This window comes from Streptomyces sp. NPDC045967, from assembly GCF_056430495.1.
The window spans coordinates 136,343-162,417 of sequence record NZ_JBWKLE010000011.1; the positions used below are offsets into that span (position 1 = coordinate 136,343).

Here is a 26,075-nt window from a genome sequence, read left to right on the forward strand (position 1 = left end):
ATCAGATTTCTTTTGGGGGTTCTTCGGAGAGGGCGAACAAGAGCGTTTTTCCTGCCTTTCCCTCGGGGTGGCGGGGGCGCCTGAGTACCCGTACTCAGGCGCCCCGCCCGTTCGCGTCATATTCCGCTTCGGGGGCTATCCGGGCCAGTACGTACGGCCCCAGGCCCGCGGCCCAGGCTGCGGCAGCCGGCGGCGCGCCACCCGGGCGGGCGCCGACCACTCGTCCGCCACCCGGGGGGCTTCCGGCTGCACCGCGGCCAGCGCCGCCGCACGCGCCTGGACCACGGCCAGTGCCGCGGCCAGCTCCTCCGCGGTGGGATTGCCCTTGACGACCTTGATCACCACAGAGACCTCCTGGAGGGGCTAGAGGGGGATGTTGCCGTGCTTCTTCGGCGGCAGGGACTCCCGCTTCGTACGCAGCTGCCGCAGCCCCTTCACCACGTGCGCCCGGGTCTCGGACGGCATGGTCACCGCGTCGATGTAACCGCGCTCCGCGGCCGTGTACGGGTTCAGCAGCGTGTCCTCGTACTCGGCGATGAGCCGTGCCCGGGTCGCCTCCACGTCGTCGGCCTCCGCGATGGTGCGGCGGTGCAGGATGTTCACCGCGCCCTGCGCCCCCATGACGGCGATCTGCGCGGTCGGCCAGGCCAGGTTCAGGTCCGCGCCGAGGTGCTTGGAGCCCATGACGTCGTACGCGCCGCCGAAGGCCTTGCGGGTGATGACGGTGATCAGGGGCACGGTGGCCTCCGCGTACGCGTAGATCAGCTTCGCGCCCCGCCGGATGATTCCGTTGTACTCCTGGTCGGTGCCCGGAAGGAAGCCCGGCACGTCCACGAAGGTCAGCACCGGGATGTTGAAGGCGTCGCAGGTCCGGACGAACCGCGCCGCCTTCTCGGAGGCGTTGATGTCCAGGCAGCCGGCGAACTGCATGGGCTGGTTGGCGACGACGCCCACCGGGTGGCCCTCGACCCGGCCGAAGCCGGTCAGGATGTTCGGGGCGAAGAGGGACTGCGTCTCCAGGAACTCCGCGTCGTCGAGCACGTGCTCGATCACGGTGTGCATGTCGTACGGCTGGTTCGCGCTGTCCGGGATCAGCACGTCGAGCTCGCGGTCGGTGTCGCCGACCGTGAGGTCGCCGTACTCCTCCTCGGGGAAGGCGGGCGGCTCGGAGAGGTTGTTCGACGGCAGGTACGCGAGGAGCGACTTCACGAACTCGATGGCGTCCTTCTCGTCGCCCGCCATGTGGTGCGCGACGCCGGACGTGCTGTTGTGCGTGCGGGCGCCGCCCAGCTCCTCGAAGCCCACGTCCTCGCCGGTGACCGTCTTGATGACGTCGGGGCCGGTGATGAACATGTGCGAGGTCTGGTCGACCATCACCGTGAAGTCGGTGATGGCGGGCGAGTACACGGCGCCGCCCGCGCAGGGCCCGACGATCAGGCTGATCTGCGGGATCACGCCGGACGCGTGCACGTTGCGGCGGAAGATCTCGCCGTACATGCCGAGCGCGCTCACGCCCTCCTGGATGCGGGCGCCGCCGGAGTCGTTGATGCCGATCAGCGGGCAGCCCGTCTTCAGGGCGAAGTCCATGACCTTCATGATCTTCTGGCCGTAGACCTCGCCGAGGGCCCCGCCGAAGACGGTGAAGTCCTGCGAGAACACGGCGACCGGACGGCCGTCCACCGTGCCGTAGCCGGTGACGACGCCGTCGCCGTACGGGCGGGTCTTCTCCAGCCCGAAGGCGGTGGAGCGGTGGCGGGCGAACTCGTCCAGCTCGACGAAGGATCCCTCGTCCAGTAGCAGGGCCACCCGCTCACGCGCCGTCAGCTTGCCCTTGGCGTGCTGCTTCTCCACGGCACGCGCGGATCCGGCGTGGGTGGCTTCGTCGATGCGGCGCTGCAGATCCGCGATCTTCCCCGCGGTGGTGTGCATGTCGATCGGCTCTGACGGTTGTGACATCGGGGTCGCGGCTCCCTGCGTGGTGTCAACGGCCTGGTCAATTGATTGACTACTGCTGGCTACTGGTGCGTAGCGTATCGGCGGGCATGGCGCTCGGCAGTGCGGCGTTTGACACACCTAATGTGGCTTGCATGACGCCATCAGATGCCTCAGCAGGTGCTTCCGCCGGTCGCTGGTCGAATCTGGACCGGCCGCCCCTCGACGCCGCCGCGCTGCGGCGGGCCCTGGTCACCGGGGACGGGCTGTGGTCCTCCCTGGAGGTGGCCGCCGCCACCGGGTCCACCAACACCGATCTCGCGGCCCGGGCGGCGGAGCTGCCCGAAGGGGCCGTGCTCGTCGCCGAGGAGCAGACCGCCGGGCGCGGCCGCCTGGACCGCAGCTGGGTCGCGCCGCCGCGGTCCGGGCTGTTCTTCTCCGTCCTGCTCAAGCCGGGCGGGGCCGTGCCGCAGGAGCGGTGGGGGTGGCTGACCCTGCTCGCCGGGGTGGCCGTCGCGACCGGGCTCTCCCGGGCCGCGGGCGTGGACACCGCCCTCAAGTGGCCCAACGACCTGCTGGTCGCCGTGGACGGCGAGGAGCGCAAGACCGGGGGGATCCTCGCCGAGCGGGTCGCCGACGGCGTCGTCCTCGGGATCGGGCTCAACGTCAGCCTGACCGAGGACGAGCTGCCGGTGCCGGCGGCGGGCTCCCTGGCCCTGGCCAAGGCCACCGTGACCGACCGGGATCCGCTGCTCAGGGCCGTCCTGCGGTCGCTCGAGCAGTGGTACGGGAACTGGCGCGCGGCCGGCGGGGACCCGGCGTCGAGCGGCTTGCAGGAGACCTACGCGGCCGGCTGCGCCACGCTCGGCCGCCACGTCCGCGCCGAGCTCCCGGGCGGCCGCACGCTCACCGGAACGGCCGAAGCGGTCGACTCCGAGGGCCGCCTGGTCATCCGTACCGCCGCGGGCGAGCACGAGGCGGTGGGCGCGGGCGACGTGGTGCACCTGAGGTCCGTGCACTGACCCGGTGCAATGGCGGGGAGGGGGAGTGAGCTACGGCACACCTGCCGTATGGTTTAGGCGATCCCGGTACTCCTGGCGATCACCCGGCTCGGCAGGGCAGTGCGCACGGATATGGACAGGAGGCGGCCCTTGACCGTCGACGACCCTACGTCCAGCGCGTCCGCCTCCGGGCCCACCGGTCCGGGCACCCCGATCGGACGCGACCAGCACACCCCCCACCACGAGGTGGACCACACGGCGCAGCCCACGGCGGACCCCCTCGCGATCCGGCTCGAGCAGCTGATCCTGGGCGCCGAGCGCCGCTACACGCCGTTCCAGGCCGCCCGCAGCGCCGGGGTCTCCATGGAGCTCGCCTCCCGCTTCTGGCGGGCGATGGGCTTCGCGGACATCGGCCAGGCCAAGGCCCTGACCGAGGCCGACGTACTGGCGCTGCGCCGCCTCGCCGGCCTGGTGGAGGCCGGGCTGCTGTCGGAACCGATGGCCGTGCAGGTGGCACGGTCCACCGGGCAGACCACGGCGCGGCTGGCGGAGTGGCAGATCGACTCGTTCCTGGAGGGGTTGACGGAGCCCCCGGAGCCGGGAATGACCCGTACGGAGGTCACGTACCCGCTGGTCGAGCTGCTGCTGCCGGAGCTGGAGGAGTTCCTGGTCTATGTGTGGCGCCGCCAGCTGGCGGCGGCCACCGGCCGTGTCGTGCAGGTGGCGGACGACGAGGAGATGGTCGACCGGCGGCTCGCGGTGGGCTTCGCGGACCTGGTGGGCTTCACCCGGCTGACGCGGCGGCTGGAGGAGGAGGAGCTCGGCGAGCTCGTCGAGTCCTTCGAGACGACCTCGGCGGACCTGGTCGCGGCGCACGGCGGCCGGCTGATCAAGACGCTCGGCGACGAGGTGCTCTACTGCGCCGACGACGCGGCGACGGCGGCGGAGATCGCGCTGCGGCTGATCGAGACCATGGAGGCCGATCCGCAGATGCCCGAGCTGCGGGTCGGGATCGCCTTCGGCACGGTGACGACCCGGATGGGCGATGTCTTCGGGACCACGGTGAACCTGGCGAGCCGCCTGACGTCCATAGCGCCGAAGGACGCGGTGCTGGTGGACGGGGCGATGGCCGAGGAGCTCGGCCGGACCGGGGCGGCGCCGGTCTCCGAGAAGGAGGCCGAGGCGGAGGGCGGCGGCTCCTACCGCTTCGCGCTCCAGCCGATGTGGCAGCGGCCGGTGCGCGGGCTGGGCGTCGTCGAGCCCTGGTCGCTGACGCGCAGGAAGCCCAAGCACCCGGCCTGAGCCGCCCCCGGACGGGCGGACGGGCCGGCGGACCCCGGACCGGACGCGCGGCGCAGCCGTGGCCGGACCCGGGGGCGATGCCGTGGCCGGACGCGGCGGACCCTTGACCGGACGGCCGTCCCGCGCACTACAGTGCGGCGATAACGCTCGTTAACCGAGAGGGTCGCAGGCATGTCTGAGCAGCGCTTCGGAGAGTTCGTCGCGGTACGCAGGGAGGGCGACGGGCACGTCGCGGAGCTGGCGATGGACCGCCCCAAGGCGATGAACGCGGTGTCCACGGAGATGGCCCGGTCCATCGGCGCGGCCTGCGCCGCCCTCGGGGCGGACCCCTCGGTGAGGGTGGTCGTGCTCTCCTCCACCGCGGAGCGGGCCTTCTGCGTGGGCGCGGACCTCAAGGAGCGCAACGCGCTGTCGGACGCCGAGCTCGTGCGCCAGCGGCCCACGACGCGCGGGGCCTACGGGGGCGTGCTGGAGCTGCCGGTGCCCACGATCGCCGCCGTGCACGGTTTCGCCCTGGGCGGCGGCTTCGAGCTGGCCCTGGCCTGCGACGTGATCGTCGCCGACGAGAGCGCCGTGGTGGGGCTGCCCGAGGTGTCGGTGGGGGTGATCCCGGGTGGCGGGGGCACGCAGCTGCTGCCGCGCCGGGTGGGCGCGGCCCGGGCGGCCGAGCTGATCTTCACGGCGCGGCGGGTGGAGGCGGCCGAGGCGCTGTCGCTGGGCCTGGTGGACTCGGTGGTCCCGGCCGGGCAGGACCGGGCGGAGGCGCTCGCCCTGGCGTCCCGGATGGCGGCGAACTCCCCGGTGGGCCTGCGGGCGGCCAAGCGGGCGCTGCGGCTGGGCCACGGCATGGACCTGGCGGCCGGTCTGGAGATCGAGGACGCGGCCTGGCGGACGGTGGCCTTCTCGGGCGACCGGGCCGAGGGGGTGGCGGCGTTCAACGAGAAGCGCACGCCGAACTGGCCGGGCGAGTAGCCGGCCGCGGCGCCGCGCCCGCCCCTGCGTGATCGTGGTGGTGCCGAATATCGCGCCGATTGTCACTAAATCAGATAAAAGTCCCTAACCTGGGGTGATGGGAGTTGACGGGCGGCTGCGAGCCGTGGTGGGCCTCGCGCAGGCGATGGCCGCGGCGTGCGCGCCGCGCGACAGCGTGCGGGCGGCCGCGCGGGGGGCGCGGATGGCGCTGGACGGCTCCTTCGCCGCGATCTCCGCCTGGGAGCGCGAGCGCGGCTGCCTGCGGGTGCTCGTCAACGAGGGGGAGCGGCGGCCGGGGGAGGAGGAGTTCCCCGAGGACGAGTCCTATCCCGTGCACGACTTCCCCGAGATCACCGAGTTCCTGCACGAGCGCTGGGTGGGCGGCGCCGGCCCGCACGCCTGGGTCGAGCAGGCGGGCGGCGGCCGGCCTGGGCGGCGCGGCGAGGCCCTGCGCCGCCGCGGGAGGGGCACCTGCGTGGTCGCGCCGATCGTGCTCAGCGGACGCGCCTGGGGCGAGCTGTACGTGGCCAGGGACGAGGGGCTGCCCGACTTCGACGAGGACGACGCCGAGTTCGCGACCGTCCTGGCCGCCGTGGTCGCCGCCGGGCTCGCCCAGAACGAACGCCTGGAGGAGGCCCGCCGACTCGCCTTCACCGACCCGCTGACCGGGCTCGCCAACCGGCGGGCCGTCGACATGCGGCTCGACGAGGCCCTGGAGGAGCACCGGCGGACCGGGGTCGTGGTCAGCCTGGTGGTCTGCGACCTGAACGGGCTGAAGAAGGTCAACGACACCCTGGGCCACGCCATGGGCGACCGGCTGCTGGAGCGGTTCGGGTCGGTGCTGAGCCTGTGCGGTGCCATGCTGCCCGGCGCGCTGGTGGCCCGGCTCGGCGGTGACGAGTTCTGCCTGGTCGGGGTCGGCCCCGGCGCGGACGAGGTGGTGCGGGTCACCGAGGAGGTGTGCTCCCGGGCCGCCGAGCTGGATCTGGGCGAGGGCGTGGCCTGCGGGGTGGCCTCGACCGGGGACCCGATCGGGCCGGTGAAGTCCTCCCGGCGGCTCTTCCGGCTCGCGGACGCCGCCCAGTACAAGGCCAAGGCCGCGCGCTCCCCCAAGCCCGTGGTGGCCGGCCGGGACACCGCCGTGGTCCGGCTCGCGGACGCCGCCGCCGAAGCCGCCCCGGGCGAGCGCCGCCGCTTCCGCGGCCGCCCCTGACCCCGGACGAGAGGCGTCCCCGCCAAGGGGTGACATGAAGCGATTCAATCCGTAGGGTGCTGAATATGGATATGCACACTGTCGTGGTGGGGACGTCCGGGACCACCGCCGAGGACGTCATCGCCGTGGCCCGCGGCAACGCGCGGGTCGAGCTGTCCGGCGAGGCGAGGGACGCGCTCGCCCGCGCCCGGGAGATCGTCGACGCGCTCGCCGCCAAGCCCGAACCCGTCTACGGGGTGTCCACCGGTTTCGGGGCGCTCGCCTCCCGGCACATCAGCCCCGAGCTGCGCGCCCAGCTCCAGCGCAACATCGTCCGCTCGCACGCCGCCGGCATGGGCCCGCGCGTCGAACGCGAGGTGGTCCGCGCGCTGATGTTCCTCCGGCTCAAGACCGTCGCCTCCGGGCACACCGGCGTACGGCCCTCCGTCGCGCAGACCATGGCCGACGTGCTCAACGCCGGGATCACCCCCGTCGTCCACGAATACGGCTCCCTCGGCTGCTCCGGCGACCTCGCGCCGCTGTCCCACTGCGCGCTCACGCTGATGGGCGAGGGCGACGCCGAGGGCCCGGACGGAGTCGTCCGCCCCGCCGGCGATTTGCTCGCCGAAGCCGGGATCGAGCCCGTGGAGCTCCGCGAGAAGGAGGGCCTGGCCCTCCTCAACGGCACCGACGGCATGCTCGGCATGCTGGTCATGGCCCTCGCCGACCTCGGCAAGCTGTACACCTCCGCCGACATCACCGCCGCGCTGACCCTGGAGGCCCTGCTCGGCACGCAGAAGGTCCTCCAGCCCGAACTGCACGCCATCCGCCCGCACCCCGGCCAGGGCGCCTCCGCCGCCAACATGGCCGCCGTCCTGAAGGGCTCCGGGCTCACCGGGCACTACCAGGAGGAGTCCGCCCCGCGCGTACAGGACGCCTACTCCGTGCGCTGTGCCCCGCAGGTCGCGGGCGCCGGGCGCGACACCATGGCGCACGCCGCCCTGGTCGCCTCCCGCGAACTGGCCGCCGCCGTCGACAACCCGGTGGTCCTGCCCGACGGCCGCGTGGAGTCCAACGGCAACTTCCACGGCGCGCCCGTGGCCTACGTGCTGGACTTCCTGGCCATCGCCGCCGCCGACCTCGGCTCCATCGCCGAGCGCCGCACCGACCGGCTCCTGGACAAGAACCGCTCGCACGGCCTGCCGCCGTTCCTCGCGGACGACGCCGGCGTGGACTCGGGCCTGATGATCGCCCAGTACACGCAGGCCGCGCTGGTCAGCGAGATGAAGCGGCTCGCCGTGCCCGCCTCCGCCGACTCCATCCCCTCCTCCGCCATGCAGGAGGACCATGTCTCCATGGGCTGGTCGGCCGCCCGCAAGCTCCGCACCGCGGTGGACAACCTCACCCGGATCATCGCCATCGAGCTGTACGCGGCCACCCGCGCCATCGAGCTGCGCCACGGGCTGACCGCGGCCCCGGCCAGCCTCGCCGCGATCGAGGCGGCCCGCGCGGCGGGTGTCGGGGGGCCGGGGCCGGACCGGTTCCTCGCGCCCGACCTGGCCGCCGCCGACGCGTTCGTCCGCAGCGGCGGCCTCGTCGCCGCGGTGGAGAGCGTGACGGGCCCGCTGGCCTGACCGGCGGGCGCCGCGCAGCACATGACGAGGGGCCGCCCCGCCGGGGCGGCCCCTCGCCGTGTTCCCGGGGGTCAGGCGGTGCGGGAGCGGCGTACGGAGAAGGTCACGAAGCCGGCCCCGACCCCGAGGCAGAGCGTGCCGCCCAGCAGGTAGGGGGTGGTGTCGACGGAGCCGGTGTCGGCCAGGGTCGCGGGTGCCTGCCGCTCCCCGCCCCGCGCGGCGTGCCCCGGCTGCGCGGGCAGGGGGGCCGTACGAGGAGCGGTCGCGGCGGCGGGCACCGCGGAGCCGCCGTGGGCGGGCCCCGGCGCGGTGGCACCCGCCGACGGGACGAACCAGAGGGCGGCGAGGAGGGTGGTCGCTCCGAGAGCGGTGAGCAGCGGTCGGCGTGCGGACACGGGGTGATCCCCCTTGTGGAAGCAGCGAATTGGCCGTGTGCGGTGATGCTACGGAAAGGGGCGGGTCGTGGGAAAGTCGGGGCCTGGCGCGGGCTTACGCTCCGTCGTATGAACTCTTCTGAGACATCACGATACGTACGGCTCCGGGTGGATTTGGTACTCGAGGTTCCGGACCCGCAGGCACTCACGGGAGCCGCACTCGCGCACATCAAGGCCGACGAGTTCATGCCGGACGAGGAGCGCGGGCACGCCGAATCGGCGGTGCGGGAGGACGAATCGGAGGCCCTCGCCTACCTGGTCGACCCCACCGACCTGGTCGTCGACATCCCCGGTGTGGAGCTGGCGCAGGCCTCCTGGAGCAGCGAGCCCGTCGAATACGACCCCGAGTCCATGGAGTGGGACCTCGACGAGGAAGATGGTGACCTCGACGAGCAAACCGGCAACGCCTGACCGTGGGGTGGCCCACATTCCCCGGAATGTGGAACCGATCCAGGACGTCTACGCGTTGTCACAACGAGGCAGGGGGCCATGCCCCCTGCCCGGCCCCATCCCGGGACGGCAGCCCCGGGGTCTGACGGCAACGATGGAGTGGCGTGTGAGGACGGACAGCAAGCGGCGCAGAAGGTCCCTGGCGGCCGTATCGGCCGTGCTCGGCGGTGTACTGATGCTCTCGGCGTGCAACGGCGGGGGCGGGGACAAGCCGAACGCGACCGAGAGCAGCAAATCCCAGGCGGACGTCGACGCGGCGGCGGCCAAGGACACCTCCAAGGCCCGAATAGCCATCACGCCGAAGGACGGCGCCACCAACGTCGGCCTGAACGACTCCGCCAACGTCGCCGTCAGCGACGGCACGCTCACCAAGGTCGAACTGAAGACCGCCGAGGGCACGGCCGTGGCCGGGAAGATCGCCGCCGACGGCAAGAGCTGGAAGCCCGACGCCGCGCTCAAGCGCTCCACCAAGTACGCCCTGTCGGCGACCGCGAAGGACGCCGACGGCCGCGAGGCGCACGAGAACGCCTCCTTCACCACCGTCTCCCCGGAGAACAGCTTCATCGGCTCCTTCGTCCCGGACGACGGCCAGACGGTCGGTGTCGGCATGCCGGTCTCGATCACCTTCAACAAGCCGATCAAGGACAAGAAGGCCGTCCAGGCGGCCATCTCCGTCTCCTCCAGCAGCGGCCAGGAAGTCGTCGGCCACTGGTTCGGCGCGCAGCGGCTGGACTTCCGCCCCGAGCAGTACTGGCAGGCGAACTCCACCGTCACGCTGAAGCTGGCGCTGGAGGGCGTGCAGGGCGCGCCCGGCGTCCAGGGCGTGCAGAACAAGACCGTCACCTTCAAGATCGGCCGCAGCCAGGTCTCCACGGTCGACACCAAGACGAAGAAGATGACCGTCACCCGGGACGGCGCGGTCCTCAAGACCATCCCGATCTCGGCGGGCTCCCCGGAGAACCCGACGTACAACGGCCAGATGGTGATCTCCGAGAAGTTCAAGGAGACCCGGATGAACGGCGCCACCGTCGGCTTCACGGACGACGACGGCAAGGGTGAGTACGACATCAAGGACGTCCCGCACGCGATGCGGCTGTCCACCTCGGGCACCTTCATCCACGGCAACTACTGGGGCGCCGACTCGATCTTCGGCAGCGTCAACACCAGCCACGGCTGCGTCGGCCTGAACGACGCGAAGGGTGCCGGCGACCCGAACCAGCAGGCCGCCTGGTTCTTCGACAACTCCCTCATCGGCGACGTGGTCACCGTGGTCAACTCGCCCGACAAGACCATCGCCCCGGACAACGGCCTCAACGGCTGGAACATGGCCTGGGCGGAGTGGAAGGCGGGCGCGGCCGTCTGACGGCACGCCGGGTCGCCCGCGACCCCTCAGCACCTCCGGCGGACGGCCGGGAACCCCTCCGGTTCCCGGCCGTCCGCCTGTGCGAGCGCCCGCGCCCGTTCCCCCACATGACCGAAAACGCCTGACGGGAGCCCCTGGAGTCTGACTAGGGTCGGGGAATGAAGATCCGAGCGCTGCCCGTGCCCCCGACCAACACCCAGGTGGACGACTGGTGGGCGGTCCTCGTCGCCGCATCGGCCGCCGACCTGCCGCGGCTGCCCGCGCCCACCCGGCTGGAGGTCGCCGGGCGGCTGTGCGTGGAGCCCGCCCGGGCCCGCGCCGCGCTCTGGGCCGCGGACGAGGCGCAGGGGGTGGCGAGCCTGCTCCTCTTCACGGACGAGGCGAACCGTCACACCGCGTTCCTGGACGCGCTGACGGTCCGTCCGGACGCCCGCCGGCGCGGAATCGGCACCGCGCTGTGGCAGCGGGTCCGCGACGAACTCCTCGCGCAAGGGCGGACGTCGGTCGCGGCGATGGTGGACCTCGGCGGACCGGGCCAGGCGTTCGCGGAATCCCTCGGCTTCGAGAACGTCCTGCCCCTGTCCTGGTACGTGCAGGACGTGCCGGCTGCCGGGCGGGACGAGGGCCGGTGGGAGGTCCCTGCCACACCGGGCTACGCACTGCACGCCTGGCACGGCCTGGTTTCGGACGACTGGGCGGGCGCGGTGGCCAAGGCCCACGGGGCGATGGAGGACGCGCCCATGGGCGGGGTCGACGAGAAGATCGAGACCTGGACGGCCGAACGCCTGCACGCCGCGCACCGGCTCATCCTGGACCGCGGCGGCGAACTGACCACGGTCGCGGCGGTCACCGGGACGGGCGAAGTGGCCGCCTACACGGAACTGGTGCTGCCGGACCCCGCCGGCGCCCGCGCCCTCCAGTACGACACGGTCGTCGTCCCCGCCCACCGCGGCCACGGCCTCGGACGCGCGGTGAAACTGCGCATGCTGGAACTGTCCGCGCACCGCTACCCGGCGCTCCGCCAGATCGCCACGACCGTCGCGGACGAGAACACCCCGATGCGCACGGTCAACGAGACCCTCGGCTACCACCACGAACGCGACACGGCGTACTACCAGCTCAAGCTGTAGCTCCGGGGCCCCGCGCGGCCTGGGCCCGGCTCCGACCTCGCCCCCTCGCAGCGGTTGATCGCCCTCGACGGCCCGGTCGCTCCCACAGCCGCGCGGCGCGGTGGACGGCTCACCGGCCGGGCGCCGCTCCCGCCGGAGGCGGGCCGGGCTACTGCGCGGGAGCCACGCCGATCGGGCAGCTGACGCCCGTGCCGCCGATGCCGCAGTAGCCGCCCGGGTTCTTGTCGAGGTACTGCTGGTGGTGCGCCTCCGCCGGCCAGAACGGGCGGTCCGCCGCCGGGAGGATCGCCGTCGTGATGGCACCGTGGCCCGAGGCGGTGAGGACCCGCTGGTAGGCATCCCGGGAGGCTTCGGCCGCCTGCTGGTGGGCGGGGGAGTGGGTGTAGACCGCCGAGCGGTACTGGGTCCCCACGTCGTTGCCCTGGCGGAAGCCCTGGGTCGGGTCGTGGGACTCCCAGAAGAGCTTCAGGAGAGCGGCGTACGGAACCTGCGCCGGGTCGAAGACGACGCGGACGACCTCCGTGTGGCCGGTCCCGCCCGAGCAGACCTCCTCGTACGTCGGGTTCTCGGTGAAACCGCCCTGGTAGCCGGCCAGGGTGGTCCAGACCCCGGGGGTCTGCCAGAACGTGCGCTCGGCCCCCCAGAAGCAGCCCAGCCCGAAGTCGGCGACCTCCAGCCCCTCCGGGTAGGGGCCGGCCAGCGGGTTGCCGAGCACGGTGTGCTGCGCGGGCAGGGAGAAGAGCGGCTCGGAACGACCCGTCAGGGCCTCCTCGCGGGTGGGAAGCTCGGGCGTGCGGCGGTACGAGAACATGGATTCCCTCCTTGTACGGATGACAACGGGGGAAGGCGCGCCGGGATTCCCGCCCGAGCCGGGCCAGCTGCCCGGCGGCCCCCACCCGCCCCCGGCGGCCCCGCACCCGCCCGCGGCGGCCCCGCACCCGCCCGCGGCGGCCCCGCACCCGCTCCGGCGCCCGTCAGCCCGGCAGGGTCGCCGGGGAGCCGCCGTTCGCCTCGTAGCCCGCCACCGCCAGGGCCCGGTACACCGCGTACTGCGCCGCCGGGTCCTCCGACGCCGACCACGGCAGCGCCCCCACATAGCCGTCCACGTGCCGGACCTGCTCCATCGCCTCCGCCCAGCGCTCCATGTTCACCAGGAACAGCAGCAGCAGGTGCCGTACGTGCGCCAGCATCGGGTCGTCCGGGCGGGCGGTGTGCACCGCGTACAGCGCGCCCTCCACCGCCCGCGTGACGACCGCGCTCTGGTAGAAGCTCCCGATCAGCACCACGTCGGGCAGGTTCTCGTACAGCGCGAACAGCGGCAGCGCCGCCAGCAGCGAGCCCTTCGGGGCGCGCGCCGCGGCCGCGTGCGAGAAGGCGTCCGCGTGCTCGCGCGAGCCGTGCCACTTCCCGCACCAGTAGTGCAGCGCCGCCAGGTGCGCGCCCATGTGCGCCGGCGCCCGGTCCATGACCTTCGCCCACAGCACGTCGAACTCGGCCTCCGAGTACGCGAGGCCCCGCGCGACCGCCAGCTCCGTGATGTACGGCACCGGGTCGCCCGGCGACAGCAGCGCCGCCTTGCGGCACGCCTCCCGCGCCTCCTCCAGGATGATCCGGTGGTCCTCCGAGCCGACCCCGCCCGAGCTCCGCCACGCCTGCTGCACCAGCAGCTCCGCGTGCACCTGCGCGCCGCCCGCGTCCTTCTCCGCCTCCAGCCGCCACGCCTTCAGCCACTGCGCGCCCGCACCGGGCTGCTGTACGAGCTCCAGCGCCGCCGCACCACCGAGGGCCTGCACGCGCTGCCAGCGCTGCTCGCCCTCCTTCGGGGTCCCCGCGAGCAGCTGCGAGGCGGCCTGCCACCGGCCGGTGCCGCGGACGTGGTCCAGTGCGTCCATCAGGTCCCGGTCCGGCCCGGGGATCCGGATGTCCAGGTCCTCCTGCCGGTCGAATCCGTAGTTCGCGGGGTCGGCGGCGTCCGGGCTGCCGGGAGCGACCAGACGGATACCGCCGCGCCTGCGCCGTATGTACGGACTGATGACGAACACGACCATGAGGATCGCGAACAGGAACCACAGAATCTCCATGCCTCAAGCGAACCAGACCGGGGGGTCCGCAGGCCAATGGCGGTCCCCGGCCCGGCCGGGAGAGCACCGATCCCCAAGCGGGGCTTAGGCTCTGCCCATGAGCGACGACAGCCACGAGCACCAGAGCTTCGAGACCCGCGCGATCCACGCGGGCAACACCGCGGACCCGCTGACCGGAGCGGTCGTACCGCCGATCTACCAGGTCTCCACCTACAAGCAGGACGGCGTCGGCGGCCTGCGCGGCGGCTACGAGTACAGCCGCAGCGCCAACCCGACCCGCACCGCGCTGGAGGAGAACCTCGCGGCGCTGGAGGGCGGCCGGCGCGGGCTCGCCTTCGCGTCCGGGCTCGCCGCCGAGGACTGCCTGCTGCGGACGATGCTCTCCCCGGGCGACCACGTGGTCATCCCCAACGACGCCTACGGCGGCACCTTCCGCCTCTTCGCGAAGGTCGTCTCCCGCTGGGGCGTGGAGTGGTCGGTGGCCGACACCTCCGACGCGGCCGCCGTACGCGCCGCGATCACCCCCAGGACCAAGCTCATCTGGGTCGAGACCCCGTCCAACCCGCTGCTCGGCATCACCGACATCGCCATGGTCGCCGACATCGCGCGCACCGCCGGGGCCCGGCTGGTCGTGGACAACACCTTCGCGTCCCCCTATCTCCAGCAGCCGCTCGCGCTCGGCGCGGACGTGGTCCTGCACTCGCTGACCAAGTACATGGGCGGCCACTCCGACGTCGTCGGCGGTGCCCTGGTCACCGCCGACGCGGCGCTGGGCGAGGAGCTCGCCTACCACCAGAACGCCATGGGCGCGGTCGCCGGACCGTTCGACTCGTGGATCGTGCTGCGCGGCATCAAGACCCTCGCCGTACGGATGGACCGGCACGCGGAGAACGCCACCAAGGTCGCCGAGATGCTGACCCGCCACCCCAAGGTCACCCAGGTCCTGTACCCGGGGCTGCCGGAGCACCCGGGTCACGACATCGCGGCCAAGCAGATGCGCAACTTCGGCGGGATGATCTCCTTCCGGGTCGCCGGCGGCGAGGAGGCGGCGGTCGAGGTCTGCAACCGCGCCGAGCTGTTCACGCTGGGCGAGTCCCTCGGCGGTGTCGAGTCCCTGATCGAGCACCCGGGCCGCATGACGCACGCGTCGGTGGTGGGCTCGGCCCTCGAGGTCCCTGCGGACCTGGTCCGCCTGTCGGTGGGCATCGAGAACGCCGACGACCTCCTCGCGGACCTGGCCCGGGCCCTGGGCTGACGGCAGCCGCCCCGGAGGGCTGGGCTCACCAGCCCTCCAGGGGCGGGGAGATGTCCGCGGAGGGCGTCGCCCACGGCTGCGTCGCCGCGGCCCACACCGTGAAGGCCACCGCCGCCGCGAAGAGCAGGGCCCAGCCGAACCGGCGCAGCGCTCGGCGGCGGCGCAGCAGGCGGTCGCCGCGGGCCGCCGCACCGGCCGCCAAACCCGCCGGAACCGCCGGGTACGGACCCTCCAGGAGCCGCCTGACCTGCGCTTCCTTCCGGTCCGGGAGCCCGCTCACCGCAGCTCCGCCACGGCCCGGTTGCACAGCACCCGCACCCGTTCGGCCGGCAGCCCGAGCTGGGCGGCAATGACTTCCTCCGCGATGCCCTCGTAGATCCGCAGCACGAGGACGAGCCGTTCCAGCGGGCTCAGCCGGGCCAGTACCCCGGGGCCGCCCTGGTGGCGCCGGCCGGTGCGGGCGAAGGCGGCGCACAGCTCCTGACGGGTGAAGTCGTAGGGATCGTCGCCGCGCAGCCGGTCCCAGTGCGCGTACGTACGGGCCAGCGCGCCCGCCAGCAGCCGGCGGGCCGGCTCCGGCTCACCGGTCAGCAGGACCGCGACGTGCAGCAGCCGCCCCGCCGCCCCCGCGACGAAGGCCTGGAACTCCGTGTAGGAGCCTGTCCGTGCCCGTTGGTCCACCGCCCGCATGCCTCACATAGTGCGGGCAGCGGGTCCGCCCCGGTCAAGGGTCCGGTCGCGGTCAGGACGGGGGAGTGGGAGCGGGCGCCTCGGTAGGGCCGAGACGGGGCCGGCGGAAGGGGGAGAGGGGAGGCCGGAGGGCAGGAGGGGCGGGGCGGAACGTCAGGATGCCGGGCCGGCGTCGGCGACGGCCGCCATCAGCTCCGACAGCGACAGGTTGAAGCGGGTCAGCAGCTTCGTGAAGGACTCGCGCTCCTGCTCGGTCCACTCCTCCGTCACGCGGGCCATCAGCTCGCGCCGCGAGGAGCGCACCTCCTCCAGCCGCGCCAGCCCGCGCGGAGACAGCGCCAGCACCACGGCCCGCCCGTCCTCCGGATGCGAGGTCCGCTTGACCAGCCCCCCGTCGACCAGCGGCGCGACCTGCCGGGTCACGGTGGACGAGTCGATGCCCATGCCGCCGGCGAGCGCCTTGACGCCCATCGGCCCCTCCAGGTCGAGCCGGTTCAGCAGCAGGTACGCGGCCCGGTCCATCGAGTTGCGGGCCTGGCCGACACCGCCCAGACGGGTCTGCTCGGCGCGTCGCGCGAAGACCGCCACCTGGTGCTGGAGCGCGTCGAGGAGACCGGCTCCCGCAGGCGCCTCGCCTGCCGCGGGCAGATGGGAATTGGCCGGGGATGAAGGCATGGCCGTGGGCTCTCTTCGCATGGGTCCGACAAGGATGGGGGACAGCGTACGCGGCCCTGCGGCGGCTCGTACGGCTCGTACGAGAACTGGTACGGGCCGCTCTCGGGCCCCCTTCGAGGCCGTCCCGGATGGCGTGTTTTCGCCCCTCTCGCCCGCTTGGCGCGCTCCCTTCGCGCGCCCCCCGCACCCCCTCTCCCGCCGTCCCGCACGGTCTCCCCGCCGTCCCGCGCCCCCTCTCCGCCGTCCGGCGCTCCTCCCGGCCGGCCTGAGCCGGGCGGCGCGGGGGCTGCGAGACTGGCGGCATGAACTACCGCGTGCCCGAGCCCGTCCCGCAGGTCATCCTCGACGACGTCCGGGGGGCCCAGAAGATGCTCTCCGGTGTCTCCCGGGTGACCGCGATGGAAGGCAGCCGGCACCTCTCCTCGCTCACCGGCTCCCCGGTGCACCTCAAGTGCGAGAACCTCCAGCGCACCGGCTCCTTCAAGCTGCGCGGGGCTTACGTGCGGATCGCCGGCCTGCGGCCCGAGCAGCGGGCCGCCGGAGTCGTCGCGGCCAGCGCGGGAAACCACGCGCAGGGCGTGGCGCTGGCATCCTCCCTGCTCGGCGTGCGCTCCACGGTGTTCATGCCCCTCGGCGCGCCGCTGCCGAAGGTGGCCGCGACCCAGGAGTACGGCGCCGAGGTCCGCCTGCACGGCCACGTCGTGGACGAGAGCCTGGCCGCCGCCCAGGAGCACGCGGACCGTACCGGGGCGGTGTTCATCCACCCCTTCGACCACCGCGACATCATCGCCGGCCAGGGCACGGTGGGGCTGGAGATCCTCGAGCAGTGCCCGGAGGTGCGCACCATCCTCGTGGGCGTCGGCGGCGGCGGACTCGCGGCCGGCATCGCGGTCGCCGTGAAGGCGCTGCGCCCCGACGTGAAGGTGATCGGCGTCCAGGCGGCGGGCGCGGCCGCCTACCCGCCCTCGCTGAAGGCCGGGCACCCGGTGTCCATCGACGACCCGAACACGATGGCGGACGGCATCAAGGTCGGCCGCCCCGGCGACGTTCCCTTCCACATCATCGGCAATCTCCTCGACGACGTGCGCACGGTCTCCGAGGACGCGCTCTCCAGTGCCCTCCTGCTGTGCCTGGAGCGGGCGAAGCTGGTGGTCGAGCCGGCCGGGTGCAGCCCGGTCGCCGCGCTGCTGAGCGAGCCCGAACGGTACGGCGGGGGGCCGGTGGTGGCCGTCCTGTCGGGCGGGAACGTCGACCCGCTGCTGCTCCAGCGGATCCTGCGCCACGGCATGGCGGCGGCCGGCCGGTACCTGTCGCTGCGGCTGCGCGTGACGGACCGGCCGGGGGCCCTGGCCGGGCTCCTGGGGGTGCTGTCGGGGACGGACGCGAACGTCCTGGACGTGAGCCACGTACGGACCGATCCGCGGCTCGGGCTGACGGAGGTCGAGGTGGAGCTGCACCTGGAGACGAAGGGACCGGAGCACTGCGCCGAGGTCGCGCGCTCGCTGCACGGCGCCGGGTACAAGGTCATGGGCTGACGAAGGACGCGGACCGGAGCCGCCGGTTGCGCGGCAGGAGGCCGCAGCGCGCCGGACGGCGGGAAGGGGGTCTTCCGTATCCCGTTCGGCCGGGCGGGGGAGGCCCGACCCCCCTAGGCTGTGATGCCTGCGCACGACCGGATTTCAGCCGGTTCGATTCACACTGGGAGAATCCCTATGCCAGGCGCGATCTATGCCGAGGGGCTGGTCAAGACCTTCGGCGACGTACGGGCTCTGGACGGCGTGGACCTCGATGTCCCCGAAGGCACCGTCCTGGGCCTGCTCGGCCCCAACGGCGCGGGCAAGACCACGGCCGTACGAGTCCTGACCACCCTGCTCCGACCCGACAGCGGCCAGGCCGTCGTCGCCGGCATGGACGTGCTCCGGCACCCCAACGAGGTCCGCCGCGCGATAGGCCTCTCCGGCCAGTTCGCGGCCGTCGACGAATACCTCACGGGCCGCGAGAACCTCCAGATGGTCGGCCGGCTCTACCAGATGAAGGCCAAGGCGGCGAAGGCCCGGGCCGAGGAACTCCTCGAGCGCTTCAACCTCTCCGAGGCCGCCGACCGCACCGCCAAGACCTACTCCGGCGGCATGCGCAGGCGCCTCGACCTCGCCGCCGCGCTCGTCGTCAGCCCGCCCGTGATGTTCATGGACGAGCCGACCACCGGCCTCGACCCCCGCAACCGCCAGCAGCTGTGGGGCATCATCCAGGAACTGGTCGCGGGCGGCACCACCCTCCTGCTCACCACCCAGTACCTGGAGGAGGCCGACCACCTCGCCCACGACATCTGCGTGGTCGACCACGGCAAGGTCATCGCGCGGGGCACCTCCGACCAGCTCAAGGCCCGTACGGGCGGCGAGCGCGTGGAGGTCGTCGTCCACGAGCGCGAGCACATCGCACCCGCGAGGGAGGTCCTCGCCGCCTTCGGCAAGGGCGAGACCGCCGTCGAGGAGCACACCCGCAAGCTCACCGTGCCCGTGTCCGGCGGCGCCAAGCTGCTCGCCGAGGTCATCCGCGAGCTCGACGGCCGGGGCATCGAGATCGACGACATCGGACTGCGCCGCCCGACGCTCGACGACGTGTTCATCTCCCTGACCGGCCACGCGCCCGAACGGAACCCCGAAGACAACGGCGAGGGCGCCCCGCCCGACGCCAAGGGCCGCAAGGCGGCGCGGAAGGAGACGGCGCAGTGACCCTCACCTCCCCGACCCCGGGCTCCCCCGGCTCGCCGACCCGGGAACTGGCGGCGCCGCGCCCGCGCGGCGGACTCGTCCAGGGCGTCAACGACTCGCTCGTGATCGCCAAGCGGAACCTGATCCGCATGTCCCGGATCCCGGAAATGATCATCTTCGGCGTGATCCAGCCGGTCATGTTCGTCGTGCTCTTCAGCTACGTCTTCGGCGGTTCGATCAGCGTCGGCGGCAACACCTCGCCCGCCGCCTACCGCGAGTTCCTGATGGCCGGCATCTTCGCCCAGACCGTCACCTTCGCCACCGCCGGTGCGGGCGCGGGCATCGCCGACGACATGCACAAGGGCCTCATCGACCGGTTCCGCTCCCTGCCCATGGCCCGCGGCGCGGTGCTGACCGGCCGGACGCTCGCCGACCTCGTCCAGACCACCCTGACCCTCGTGGTCCTCGCGATCGTGGCCCTGATCGTCGGCTGGCGCACCCACACCAGCATCGGCGAGGTGCTCGCCGGCTTCGCGCTGCTGCTCCTGCTCGGGTACGCCTTCTCCTGGATCGGCGCCCTCATCGGCCTGTCCGTACGCACCCCCGAGGCGGCCACCTCGGGCGGGCTGATCTGGCTGTTCCCGCTGACGTTCATCTCGAACGCCTTCGTCCCCTCCGACAACATGCCGACGTTCCTGCGGCACATCGCGGAGTGGAACCCCTTCAGCGCCACCGTCCAGGCGGCCCGCGTGCTCTTCGGCAACCTCCCGCCGGGGTACGAGGCGCCCGAGGCGTGGCCGATGCAGCACCCGGTCCTGGCGTCCGTGCTCTGGTCGCTGCTGATCATCGCGGTCTTCCGGACCCTGGCGGTCCGCAAGTACCGCTCGGCGACGGCGTAAGGATCCGCACCACGCACCGATGCCCGGCCGGGAGGACCCGGCCGGGCATCGGCGCGTGCAGGTGAGGGGGTGATCAGCCGGTGAAGGGCTTGACGTCGAGGATCTTGACGGAGGCCTTCTTGCCGTTCGGCAGCTCGTACTCCGCGTCCTCGCCGATCGCCTTGCCCAGCACCCCGCTGCCCAGCGGGGACTGGGGCGAGTACGTCTCGAAGTCCGAGGACGCGTACTCGCGCGAAGCCAGCAGGAACTCCATCGTGTCGTCCTCGTCGCCATCGAAGGCGATCTTGACCAGGGTGCCGGGGGCGACCACGCCCTCGGCCGCGGGCGCGGTCCCGACCTTGGCGTTTTCCAAGAGCTGCGTCAGCTGGCGGACGCGGAGCTCCTGCTTGCCCTGCTCTTCCTTCGCCGCGTGGTAACCGCCGTTCTCACGCAGGTCGCCCTCCTCGCGGGCGGCTGCGATCTTCATGGCGATCTCCGTGCGGGCGGGACCAGAGAGGTAGTCCAGCTCTGCCTTCAGCTGGTCGTACGCCGCCTGGGTCAGCCAGGTGACGCTTTCGCTCGTCTGGGTCACGGGTGCTCCTCGTCGGTACAGGGGGACTTCAGGCCGCCAGCGGCGGACGAAACCACGAGCCTAACAATTCGGGAAGAAAAGGGGGAGGACCCGCGAGTCCGACGGCCCGCCGTCGGGGCCGCCGACGGGGCCCTCGGCGGCCCGCGGCCCGGGTCTCGAGCCGTGCCCTCAGCGGGCCGCCGGCTGGCAGCCGACCAGTTCGATCATCGTGGCGCGGGTGGTGGTCCTCAGCGACACGACCTCGTCCACGCGCGCCGCGGCCTGCGGGAACGTGAAGTCCGCCCGGCCCACCTCGGCGTGCTCCTCGTCCTGCGAGCTCAGCGTGCACACTCCGGTGACCGAGGTCTCCTTGCGGACCTCCAGGTGCACCTTCACCTCGTTGTCCGAGACCACCTGGAACTTGATGACCTCGGCGCTGACGCTCTGCCCGGCGATGTAGTCCCAGCCGATCCACCCGACCACACCCAGCAGCAGGGCCCCCGCCGCGGCCCCCACGACCTTGAGCTTGCGATCCGCACGCTCGTCCGCCGACCGGCCGTAACGACCCTCGGGCAGCCCTTCGCGCACCGCGCTCATCGATCGTTCCTTCCGCCAGGGCGGGGCCGGGTCCGTGCGGACCCACCCCCGGAATTTTCCGTCCCCCGATTCGGTCACTATAGAAGCCGAGTGTCGCGCCGAATCGCAGAGGATCCCGTCTTGACCGAGCAGCTTCGACTGATGGCCGTCCACGCCCACCCCGACGACGAGTCGAGCAAGGGCGCGGCCACCATGGCCAAGTACGTGTCCGAGGGAGTGCCGGTGCTGGTCGTGACCTGCACCGGAGGCGAGCGCGGCTCCGTGCTGAACCCCAAGCTCCAGGGCGACCGGTACATCGAGGAGAACATCCACGAGGTGCGGCGCAAGGAGATGGACGAGGCGCGCGAGATCCTCGGCGTCGAGCAGGAGTGGCTGGGTTACGTCGACTCCGGGCTGCCCGAGGGCGACCCGCTGCCGCCGCTGCCGCAGGGCTGCTTCGCCCTCGCCGACGTCGACGAGGCCGCCGGTGAGCTCGTCAAGAAGATCCGCGCCTTCCGGCCGCAGGTCATCACCACGTACGACGAGAACGGCGGCTACCCGCACCCGGACCACATCATGACCCACAAGATCTCGATGGTCGCCTTCGACGGCGCGGCCGACACCGTGAAGTACCCGGAGGCCGAGTTCGGCCCGGCCTACCAGCCGCAGAAGCTCTACTACAACCAGGGCTTCAACAAGCCGCGCACCGTCGCCCTCCACGAGGCGCTGCTCGCGCGCGGCATGGAGTCCCCGTACGGGGAGTGGCTGGAGCGGTGGAAGGAGTTCGAGCGCACCGAGCGGACGCTGACCACGCACGTGCCCTGCGCGGACTTCTTCGAGATCCGTGACAAGGCGCTCATCGCGCACGCCACGCAGATCGACCCGGACGGCGGCTGGTTCCGCGTGCCGATGGACGTCCAGAAGGAGGTCTGGCCCACGGAGGAGTACGAGCTCGCGAAGTCGCTCGTCGACACCTCCCTCCCCGAGTCCGACCTCTTCGCGGGCATCCGGGAGAATGCGTAGCCATGAGCGCTTCGCAGGCAGCACTGACCCACCTCCTCCCGCTGGCGGCTGACACCTTCGACAAGAACAAGGTGACGCCCGGCCTCCTGGGCTTCCTCGTGTTCGCGGCCCTCGCCGTCGGCGTGTGGGCCCTGATGAAGTCGATGAACCGGCACATGGGACGGGTGGACTTCCAGGAGACGGAACCGGGCCCCACGACCCCGGAGGGCCCCCGCGCACCGTAGGTGAGGCTGCGGCGCGGCCGGGGGACGCACCACGGCGATGCCGCCCGCCGGCGCCCAGCACCCCTGTGCAGGCAGCCTCGGCCCGGCCCCCGGCAGCCACCGCCCGCCCCGCCCCTCCGGGCGTGACGCGGGCGGGCGCTGACCGCCGTGCACCGCGCCTCCGGTGTGGCGCGCCGACCGGCTGAGGCGCGCCGCCGGCCCGCCCTCCCCGTGTCACGGCACCGGGACGCCCATGATCTCCCGCGCGTGCAGGTCGGGCACCAGGCCCAGTCGCCACGCCTGCCACTCCTCCGCCGGGTCCACGCCGCGGCCGAGGATCACCGCGTACGTCTCCAGGCAGTCCGCCAGCCGCCCGTCCCGCGCCGGATGCGGCGACCCCGCCAGCCGGTCCGCCTCCGCCCGCGCCTCCTCCAGGGCGCCCGACGCGGCCGGGCCGACGTGGGGCAGCATCGTGCAGCGCAGGAACCGCGCCCAGTCCTCCCCCCGCCGGTCCCCGTACGAGATGAACAGCCGCACCGCCTCCTCGCACAGGCCCAGCGCCTGCGGCACCCGGGCGTTGCCCGCGTCGACCACCGCCAGCTCCAGGCAGGTCCACGCCTCGCCGTGCGCCAGCCCGATCCGGGCGAAGTCCGCCCGCGCGTCCACCAGCAGCTGCCGTGCGAAGCCGGAGTTCCTCAGGTTGCCCGTCCGCGCCGCACGCTGGTCACGCGTCACCCGGCCCGAGTGGTGCCGCGCGTGTGCCAGCCCGTACACGTCCCGCATCCGCGAGAACATCGTCCGGGCCCGCTCCAGCTCCCGCACCGCCTCGTCGCGCTCGCCGCCCTCCTCCAGGGCCTGCCCCAGGTAGTACAAGGTCCACGCCTCACCGCGGGCGTCCTCCGCCTCCCGGTGCCGGGCCAGCGCATCGCCAAGCCGCTCCAGGGCCGGCCCGGGATCCCCGTCCACCACCCGGGCGCGGCCTAGCTGGGTCAGCGCCCACGCCACGCCGCGGTCGTCGCGCGTGCGCCCGTACAGGTCGAGGGCGAGCCGTTCCACGGCCGCCAGCGCGTGCAGCCCCCACGCGCGGTCGCCCGCGAGCTCCGGCCGCTCCTGGAGCGCCAGAGCCTCGCGGATGCGGGCCGCGGCCTCCGGCAGGTTGCCCTGGTGGTGCAGGGTGATGCCCAGCGAGATCAGGGCCATGCCGGCCCCCGCCTCCTGCCGGGCCTCCCGGTACTGGTCGACCACCGAGGTCAGCGTCGTGCGCGCCTTGTCCAGCTCGCCCAGCTGGCGCGCCGCGATACCGGTGCGCCACTGCACCGACCGCACCAGCCGCCCCTGCCCGCCGGCCTGCGCCTCCACCGCCTGCGTCAGCTCGCTGATCTCACCCAGCCGGTACAGGTCGCCGCGCAGCAGGCAGAAGTCGCACAGTGCGCCCAGCAGGTCCAGCACCGCCTGCTGGTCCACGCCCTCCGAGTGCCGCAGCGCGGCCGTGATGAAGCTCGACTCGTCGTCCAGCCAGCGCAGCGCCGCGTCCAGGGAGGTGAAGCCGTGCCCGCCGACCGGGCCCGTGCCGAACGGGTGGGCGCGCGTCGACGTCCTCCCGTCGACCATCCGGATCACCGAGTCCGCCAGCTGCGCGTACACGCGGATCAGCCGCTCGTGCGCGGCCGCCGCCCCTTCCCGGTCCTCCTCCGCCGCCAGCCGCTCCGCCGCGTAGGCGGGCACCGCGTCGTGCATCCGGAACCGCCGGCCCCGCACCCGCTCGATCAGCCCCGCGCCGTACAGCTCCTCCAATGCGCGCAGCGCCACCTGCTCGGGTACGTCGGCCAGCGCGGCCGCGGCCGCGGCGCCGAGCGAGGCCCGCCCGGCCAGCGGCAGCCGCCGCAGCAGCAGCCGGGCCGGTCCCTCGAGGCGGGCGTCGGCGGCCCGCAGCGCCAGCTCCACCGGATGCCCCGGCCCGGCGGCGGGCACCAGGCCCTCGCGGGCCGGCGGGATCAGCAGGCGCAGCGCCAGGGGGAGGCCGCCGCCGCGCTCCACGACGGCGGCCGCGTCGGAGCCCAGGGGCGGGGAGGCCGCCCGTACCAGCTCCGCCGCGTCCGCCGCGGCCAGCCGTTCCACCGGCAGCTGGTGCACCCAGGCCGCCAGGTCCGCGGGCAGCTCCAGGGGTGCGCGCGCCGTCACGAGCACCAGGCTCTCCGACCGCTCCGGCACCAGCGCCCGCACCTGCGCCGCGTCCACGGCGTCGTCGAGGACCACCGTCACCGGCAGGCCCTGCAGGTGACGGTGGTACAGCTCGCCCAGCCTGCGCACCTGCTGCTGCGCCGAGGCGCCGTCCCGGAAGAGCAACTGCTCGCGGGGGGCGCCCAGCCGGTTCAGCAGGTGCAGCAGTGCCTCGCACGTCGACAGCGGGGCCTCCCCCCGGGGCGAGGCGCCCCGCAGGTCCACGAGGCACGCGCCGAGGAACTGGTCGCGCAGCCCGTGCGCGGCCCGCAGGGCCAGCGCCGTGCGGCCCACCCCCGGCTCTCCGTGCAGGACCACCACGACGGGCCGGGTCTGCGTGCCGGCGCGGGCCGCCTGCACCCACTGGGCGATCCGGGCCAGCTCCGCCTTGCGGCCCGCGAGCGGGCCCGCGGGCTGGGGGAGCTGCCCGAAGGACTGCTCCAGGGTGCTGCGCCGCCGGGCTTCCGCACTGCGGTCGCCCCCGCGCAGCCGCGGGCCGCCGCGCGGGGGCGTACGGGGCGCCCGCGCCGTCGCCGCCATCGTGCGCTGCCGCTCCAGGAAGGGCCGTACGCCGCGCACCTCCAGGGCCGACAGCCACTGCAGCCGGAGCTGCTCGGGGCCGCCCGGACGGCCGCGTTCCCCGGCGCGCCGGTTCGCCGCCGGCAGGTGCAGGGCCGTCACCTTGGCCACGGTCGCGACCACCCCCGCGACGCCCGTCACGGCGCCCGCGGTCAGTGCCGTACCGGCCGGGACCCCGAGCGCCAGGTTGTCCCGCATCGGCTTCCCCCTCGGAGCTCCGGCAACGTGCCCCAAGTGTCTGTCCGGTGGCGCGACAGCGGGAGGTAATCTGAGCTGGTTCAGAGGGAGTTGACGGCCGGTGTGTGTTCTGCGGTCCTCCCTGGCCGCTCCACTGCGCCCGGACGGGGACCGATGACGGTGCGAAGGATCCGCGGATGACCGCCCTGCGGCGGCCGGTGGCGGTCCTGATCGGCTGCGCGGCGGGGGCGCTGCTCGTGCCGGCGGCGGCCGGATGCGGCCGGAGCGCTCCCGAGGCGGGATTCGTCCTGCGCTACGAGCGGCCCGCGGCGGATGACCGGCCCTCCTCCCGTTTCCTGCGGGACGGCAAGGCCGCCGAGTCCGCCCTCGCCGAACTCAACGACTACGTCGCCCTCCCGCACCGCGTCACCGTCGTCGCCCGCTCCTGCTCCGGAGAGGGCACCGGCTACGATCCGGCGCGCCGCCGCATCGAGCTCTGCTACGACGACCTCACCGAGGAGCGGGCGCTGTTCGAGCGGGCGGGCGACCCCCGGCCGGACGACCGGCTGGCCGAGGTCGTCCACGAGACGCTGTACCACGAGGCGGGGCACGCGCTGGTGGACGCGCTGGGCCTGCGACCCGGGGACGACCGCGCCGAGGAGGACGCCGCGGACCGCTTCGCCCAGGTGGTGCTCCTGCGCGGCCGGCCCGAAGGCGAGCGGACCCACCCGCCGGGCGCAGGGCGAGCCGCCCCGACGGACGGGGAGCGGACCCTGTTGACCGCCGCCCGGGCCTACGACCTCGCCGCGGCGGCCGACCCCGTCCCCGACCCGTCCGACGAGCACGCCCCGGACGCCGCCCGCGCGGAGTCCCACCGCTGCGCCGTCCTCGGAGCGGCCCCGGCCGGCCACCCGGAACTCGCCACCGCGTTCCGCGCCGACTGCGCCGCCATCTGGACCCGTACCCGCGACACCTGGACCCACGACCTGGCCCCGCTCCTTCGGCGTTGACCTGACCTCTTGCGGC

The 26,075-nt window shown here is 73.4% G+C and carries 26 protein-coding genes; 15 read left to right on the top strand and 11 right to left on the bottom strand.

Annotated features, from left to right (window positions below; translation table 11 throughout):
* Window positions 1-135: 135 nt before the first annotated feature.
* Together AC07FY_RS21765 and AC07FY_RS21770 are read right to left on the bottom strand one after the other, a co-directional pair.
* Entirely contained in the window at window positions 136-345 is a 210-nt protein-coding gene (locus tag AC07FY_RS21765) for an acyl-CoA carboxylase epsilon subunit (protein ID WP_479008593.1), read from the bottom strand.
* An 18-nt stretch (window positions 346-363) separates the two neighbouring features.
* On the bottom strand, window positions 364-1,956 hold the full coding sequence (locus AC07FY_RS21770) for an acyl-CoA carboxylase subunit beta (RefSeq protein ID WP_479008595.1): 1,593 nt from the start codon (window positions 1,954-1,956) through the stop codon (window positions 364-366).
* A 131-nt stretch (window positions 1,957-2,087) separates the two neighbouring features.
* On the opposite strand from AC07FY_RS21770, the gene AC07FY_RS21775 reads away from it, so the two are divergent.
* The 5 genes from AC07FY_RS21775 to hutH all read left to right on the top strand — a co-directional run bounded on the left by AC07FY_RS21775 (window position 2,088) and on the right by hutH (window position 8,033).
* The gene (locus AC07FY_RS21775; protein ID WP_479008597.1) at window positions 2,088-2,954 is read left to right on the top strand and encodes a biotin--[acetyl-CoA-carboxylase] ligase; all 867 of its coding nucleotides are present in this window, start codon (window positions 2,088-2,090) and stop codon (window positions 2,952-2,954) included.
* Between the two features lie 129 nt (window positions 2,955-3,083).
* Window positions 3,084-4,235, top strand: a complete 1,152-nt coding sequence (locus tag AC07FY_RS21780) for an adenylate/guanylate cyclase domain-containing protein (protein ID WP_479008599.1) — start codon at window positions 3,084-3,086, stop codon at window positions 4,233-4,235.
* Between the two features lie 171 nt (window positions 4,236-4,406).
* On the top strand, window positions 4,407-5,207 hold the full coding sequence (locus AC07FY_RS21785) for an enoyl-CoA hydratase/isomerase family protein (RefSeq protein ID WP_479008601.1): 801 nt from the start codon (window positions 4,407-4,409) through the stop codon (window positions 5,205-5,207).
* 97 nt (window positions 5,208-5,304) lie between these two features.
* A complete protein-coding gene (locus tag AC07FY_RS21790) occupies window positions 5,305-6,420 on the top strand; it encodes a GGDEF domain-containing protein (protein ID WP_479008603.1) in 1,116 nt (371 codons plus the stop codon).
* 71 nt (window positions 6,421-6,491) lie between these two features.
* Window positions 6,492-8,033, top strand: a complete 1,542-nt coding sequence (gene hutH, locus AC07FY_RS21795; protein WP_479008731.1) for a histidine ammonia-lyase — start codon at window positions 6,492-6,494, stop codon at window positions 8,031-8,033.
* Window positions 8,034-8,104: 71 nt separating this feature from the next.
* Here hutH and AC07FY_RS21800 read toward each other — a convergent pair whose 3' ends face one another.
* A complete protein-coding gene (locus AC07FY_RS21800; RefSeq protein WP_479008605.1) occupies window positions 8,105-8,428 on the bottom strand; it encodes a hypothetical protein in 324 nt (107 codons plus the stop codon).
* Between the two features lie 147 nt (window positions 8,429-8,575).
* Between AC07FY_RS21800 and AC07FY_RS21805 the strand changes: the two genes are divergently transcribed.
* From AC07FY_RS21805 to AC07FY_RS21815, 3 genes are all read left to right on the top strand, one after another.
* Window positions 8,576-8,878, top strand: coding sequence for a hypothetical protein (locus AC07FY_RS21805; protein WP_479008607.1), 303 nt, complete (start codon window positions 8,576-8,578; stop codon window positions 8,876-8,878).
* A 133-nt stretch (window positions 8,879-9,011) separates the two neighbouring features.
* Window positions 9,012-10,280 carry a L,D-transpeptidase gene (locus AC07FY_RS21810; RefSeq protein WP_479008609.1) on the top strand — a complete coding sequence of 423 codons (1,269 nt, stop codon included), beginning with the start codon at window positions 9,012-9,014 and terminating at the stop codon, window positions 10,278-10,280.
* Between the two features lie 158 nt (window positions 10,281-10,438).
* Window positions 10,439-11,410, top strand: coding sequence for a GNAT family N-acetyltransferase (locus AC07FY_RS21815; RefSeq protein ID WP_479008611.1), 972 nt, complete (start codon window positions 10,439-10,441; stop codon window positions 11,408-11,410).
* A gap of 148 nt (window positions 11,411-11,558) precedes the next feature.
* Here the strand turns inward: AC07FY_RS21815 and msrA are convergent, their stop codons facing one another.
* Both msrA and AC07FY_RS21825 read right to left on the bottom strand, forming a co-directional pair.
* Window positions 11,559-12,221 (bottom strand): peptide-methionine (S)-S-oxide reductase MsrA, encoded by a 663-nt coding sequence (gene msrA / locus AC07FY_RS21820; protein WP_479008613.1) that lies wholly within the window; start codon window positions 12,219-12,221, stop codon window positions 11,559-11,561.
* A gap of 163 nt (window positions 12,222-12,384) precedes the next feature.
* On the bottom strand, window positions 12,385-13,491 hold the full coding sequence (locus AC07FY_RS21825) for a hypothetical protein (protein WP_479008615.1): 1,107 nt from the start codon (window positions 13,489-13,491) through the stop codon (window positions 12,385-12,387).
* Between the two features lie 97 nt (window positions 13,492-13,588).
* Here AC07FY_RS21825 and AC07FY_RS21830 point away from each other — a divergent pair, with 97 nt between their 5' ends.
* Window positions 13,589-14,746 carry a cystathionine gamma-synthase gene (locus AC07FY_RS21830; RefSeq protein WP_479008617.1) on the top strand — a complete coding sequence of 386 codons (1,158 nt, stop codon included), beginning with the start codon at window positions 13,589-13,591 and terminating at the stop codon, window positions 14,744-14,746.
* Window positions 14,747-14,771: 25 nt separating this feature from the next.
* Here the strand turns inward: AC07FY_RS21830 and AC07FY_RS21835 are convergent, their stop codons facing one another.
* The 3 genes from AC07FY_RS21835 to AC07FY_RS21845 all read right to left on the bottom strand — a co-directional run bounded on the left by AC07FY_RS21835 (window position 14,772) and on the right by AC07FY_RS21845 (window position 16,111).
* Complete coding sequence (locus AC07FY_RS21835; RefSeq protein ID WP_479008619.1) at window positions 14,772-15,026, bottom strand: hypothetical protein; 255 nt, start codon at window positions 15,024-15,026, stop codon at window positions 14,772-14,774.
* Window positions 15,023-15,436, bottom strand: a complete 414-nt coding sequence (locus tag AC07FY_RS21840; RefSeq protein WP_479008621.1) for a sigma factor-like helix-turn-helix DNA-binding protein — start codon at window positions 15,434-15,436, stop codon at window positions 15,023-15,025. The genes AC07FY_RS21835 and AC07FY_RS21840 overlap by 4 nt, the downstream gene beginning before the upstream one ends.
* A gap of 153 nt (window positions 15,437-15,589) precedes the next feature.
* Window positions 15,590-16,111 carry a MarR family winged helix-turn-helix transcriptional regulator gene (locus AC07FY_RS21845; RefSeq protein ID WP_479008623.1) on the bottom strand — a complete coding sequence of 174 codons (522 nt, stop codon included), beginning with the start codon at window positions 16,109-16,111 and terminating at the stop codon, window positions 15,590-15,592.
* Window positions 16,112-16,413: 302 nt separating this feature from the next.
* Here AC07FY_RS21845 and ilvA point away from each other — a divergent pair, with 302 nt between their 5' ends.
* From ilvA to AC07FY_RS21860, 3 genes are all read left to right on the top strand, one after another.
* The gene (ilvA, locus tag AC07FY_RS21850; protein WP_479008625.1) at window positions 16,414-17,646 is read left to right on the top strand and encodes a threonine ammonia-lyase; all 1,233 of its coding nucleotides are present in this window, start codon (window positions 16,414-16,416) and stop codon (window positions 17,644-17,646) included.
* A 177-nt stretch (window positions 17,647-17,823) separates the two neighbouring features.
* Complete coding sequence (locus tag AC07FY_RS21855; protein WP_479008627.1) at window positions 17,824-18,843, top strand: ATP-binding cassette domain-containing protein; 1,020 nt, start codon at window positions 17,824-17,826, stop codon at window positions 18,841-18,843.
* Entirely contained in the window at window positions 18,840-19,721 is an 882-nt protein-coding gene (locus tag AC07FY_RS21860) for an ABC transporter permease (RefSeq protein WP_479008629.1), read from the top strand. Before AC07FY_RS21855 ends, AC07FY_RS21860 begins: the two co-directional genes overlap by 4 nt.
* A gap of 73 nt (window positions 19,722-19,794) precedes the next feature.
* Here the strand turns inward: AC07FY_RS21860 and greA are convergent, their stop codons facing one another.
* The gene (gene greA, locus AC07FY_RS21865; RefSeq protein ID WP_479008631.1) at window positions 19,795-20,292 is read right to left on the bottom strand and encodes a transcription elongation factor GreA; all 498 of its coding nucleotides are present in this window, start codon (window positions 20,290-20,292) and stop codon (window positions 19,795-19,797) included.
* 168 nt (window positions 20,293-20,460) lie between these two features.
* A complete protein-coding gene (locus AC07FY_RS21870) occupies window positions 20,461-20,868 on the bottom strand; it encodes a DUF4307 domain-containing protein (RefSeq protein ID WP_479008633.1) in 408 nt (135 codons plus the stop codon).
* 120 nt (window positions 20,869-20,988) lie between these two features.
* On the opposite strand from AC07FY_RS21870, the gene mca reads away from it, so the two are divergent.
* A complete protein-coding gene (gene mca, locus AC07FY_RS21875; protein ID WP_479008635.1) occupies window positions 20,989-21,870 on the top strand; it encodes a mycothiol conjugate amidase Mca in 882 nt (293 codons plus the stop codon).
* A gap of 2 nt (window positions 21,871-21,872) precedes the next feature.
* Window positions 21,873-22,094, top strand: coding sequence for a hypothetical protein (locus AC07FY_RS21880; protein WP_479008637.1), 222 nt, complete (start codon window positions 21,873-21,875; stop codon window positions 22,092-22,094).
* Between the two features lie 213 nt (window positions 22,095-22,307).
* Here AC07FY_RS21880 and AC07FY_RS21885 read toward each other — a convergent pair whose 3' ends face one another.
* Complete coding sequence (locus tag AC07FY_RS21885; protein ID WP_479008733.1) at window positions 22,308-25,325, bottom strand: tetratricopeptide repeat protein; 3,018 nt, start codon at window positions 25,323-25,325, stop codon at window positions 22,308-22,310.
* On the opposite strand from AC07FY_RS21885, the gene AC07FY_RS21890 reads away from it, so the two are divergent.
* Complete coding sequence (locus tag AC07FY_RS21890) at window positions 25,247-26,059, top strand: DUF4344 domain-containing metallopeptidase (RefSeq protein WP_479008639.1); 813 nt, start codon at window positions 25,247-25,249, stop codon at window positions 26,057-26,059. The genes AC07FY_RS21885 and AC07FY_RS21890 overlap by 79 nt on opposite strands.
* The last annotated feature ends 16 nt before the right edge of the window (window positions 26,060-26,075 follow it).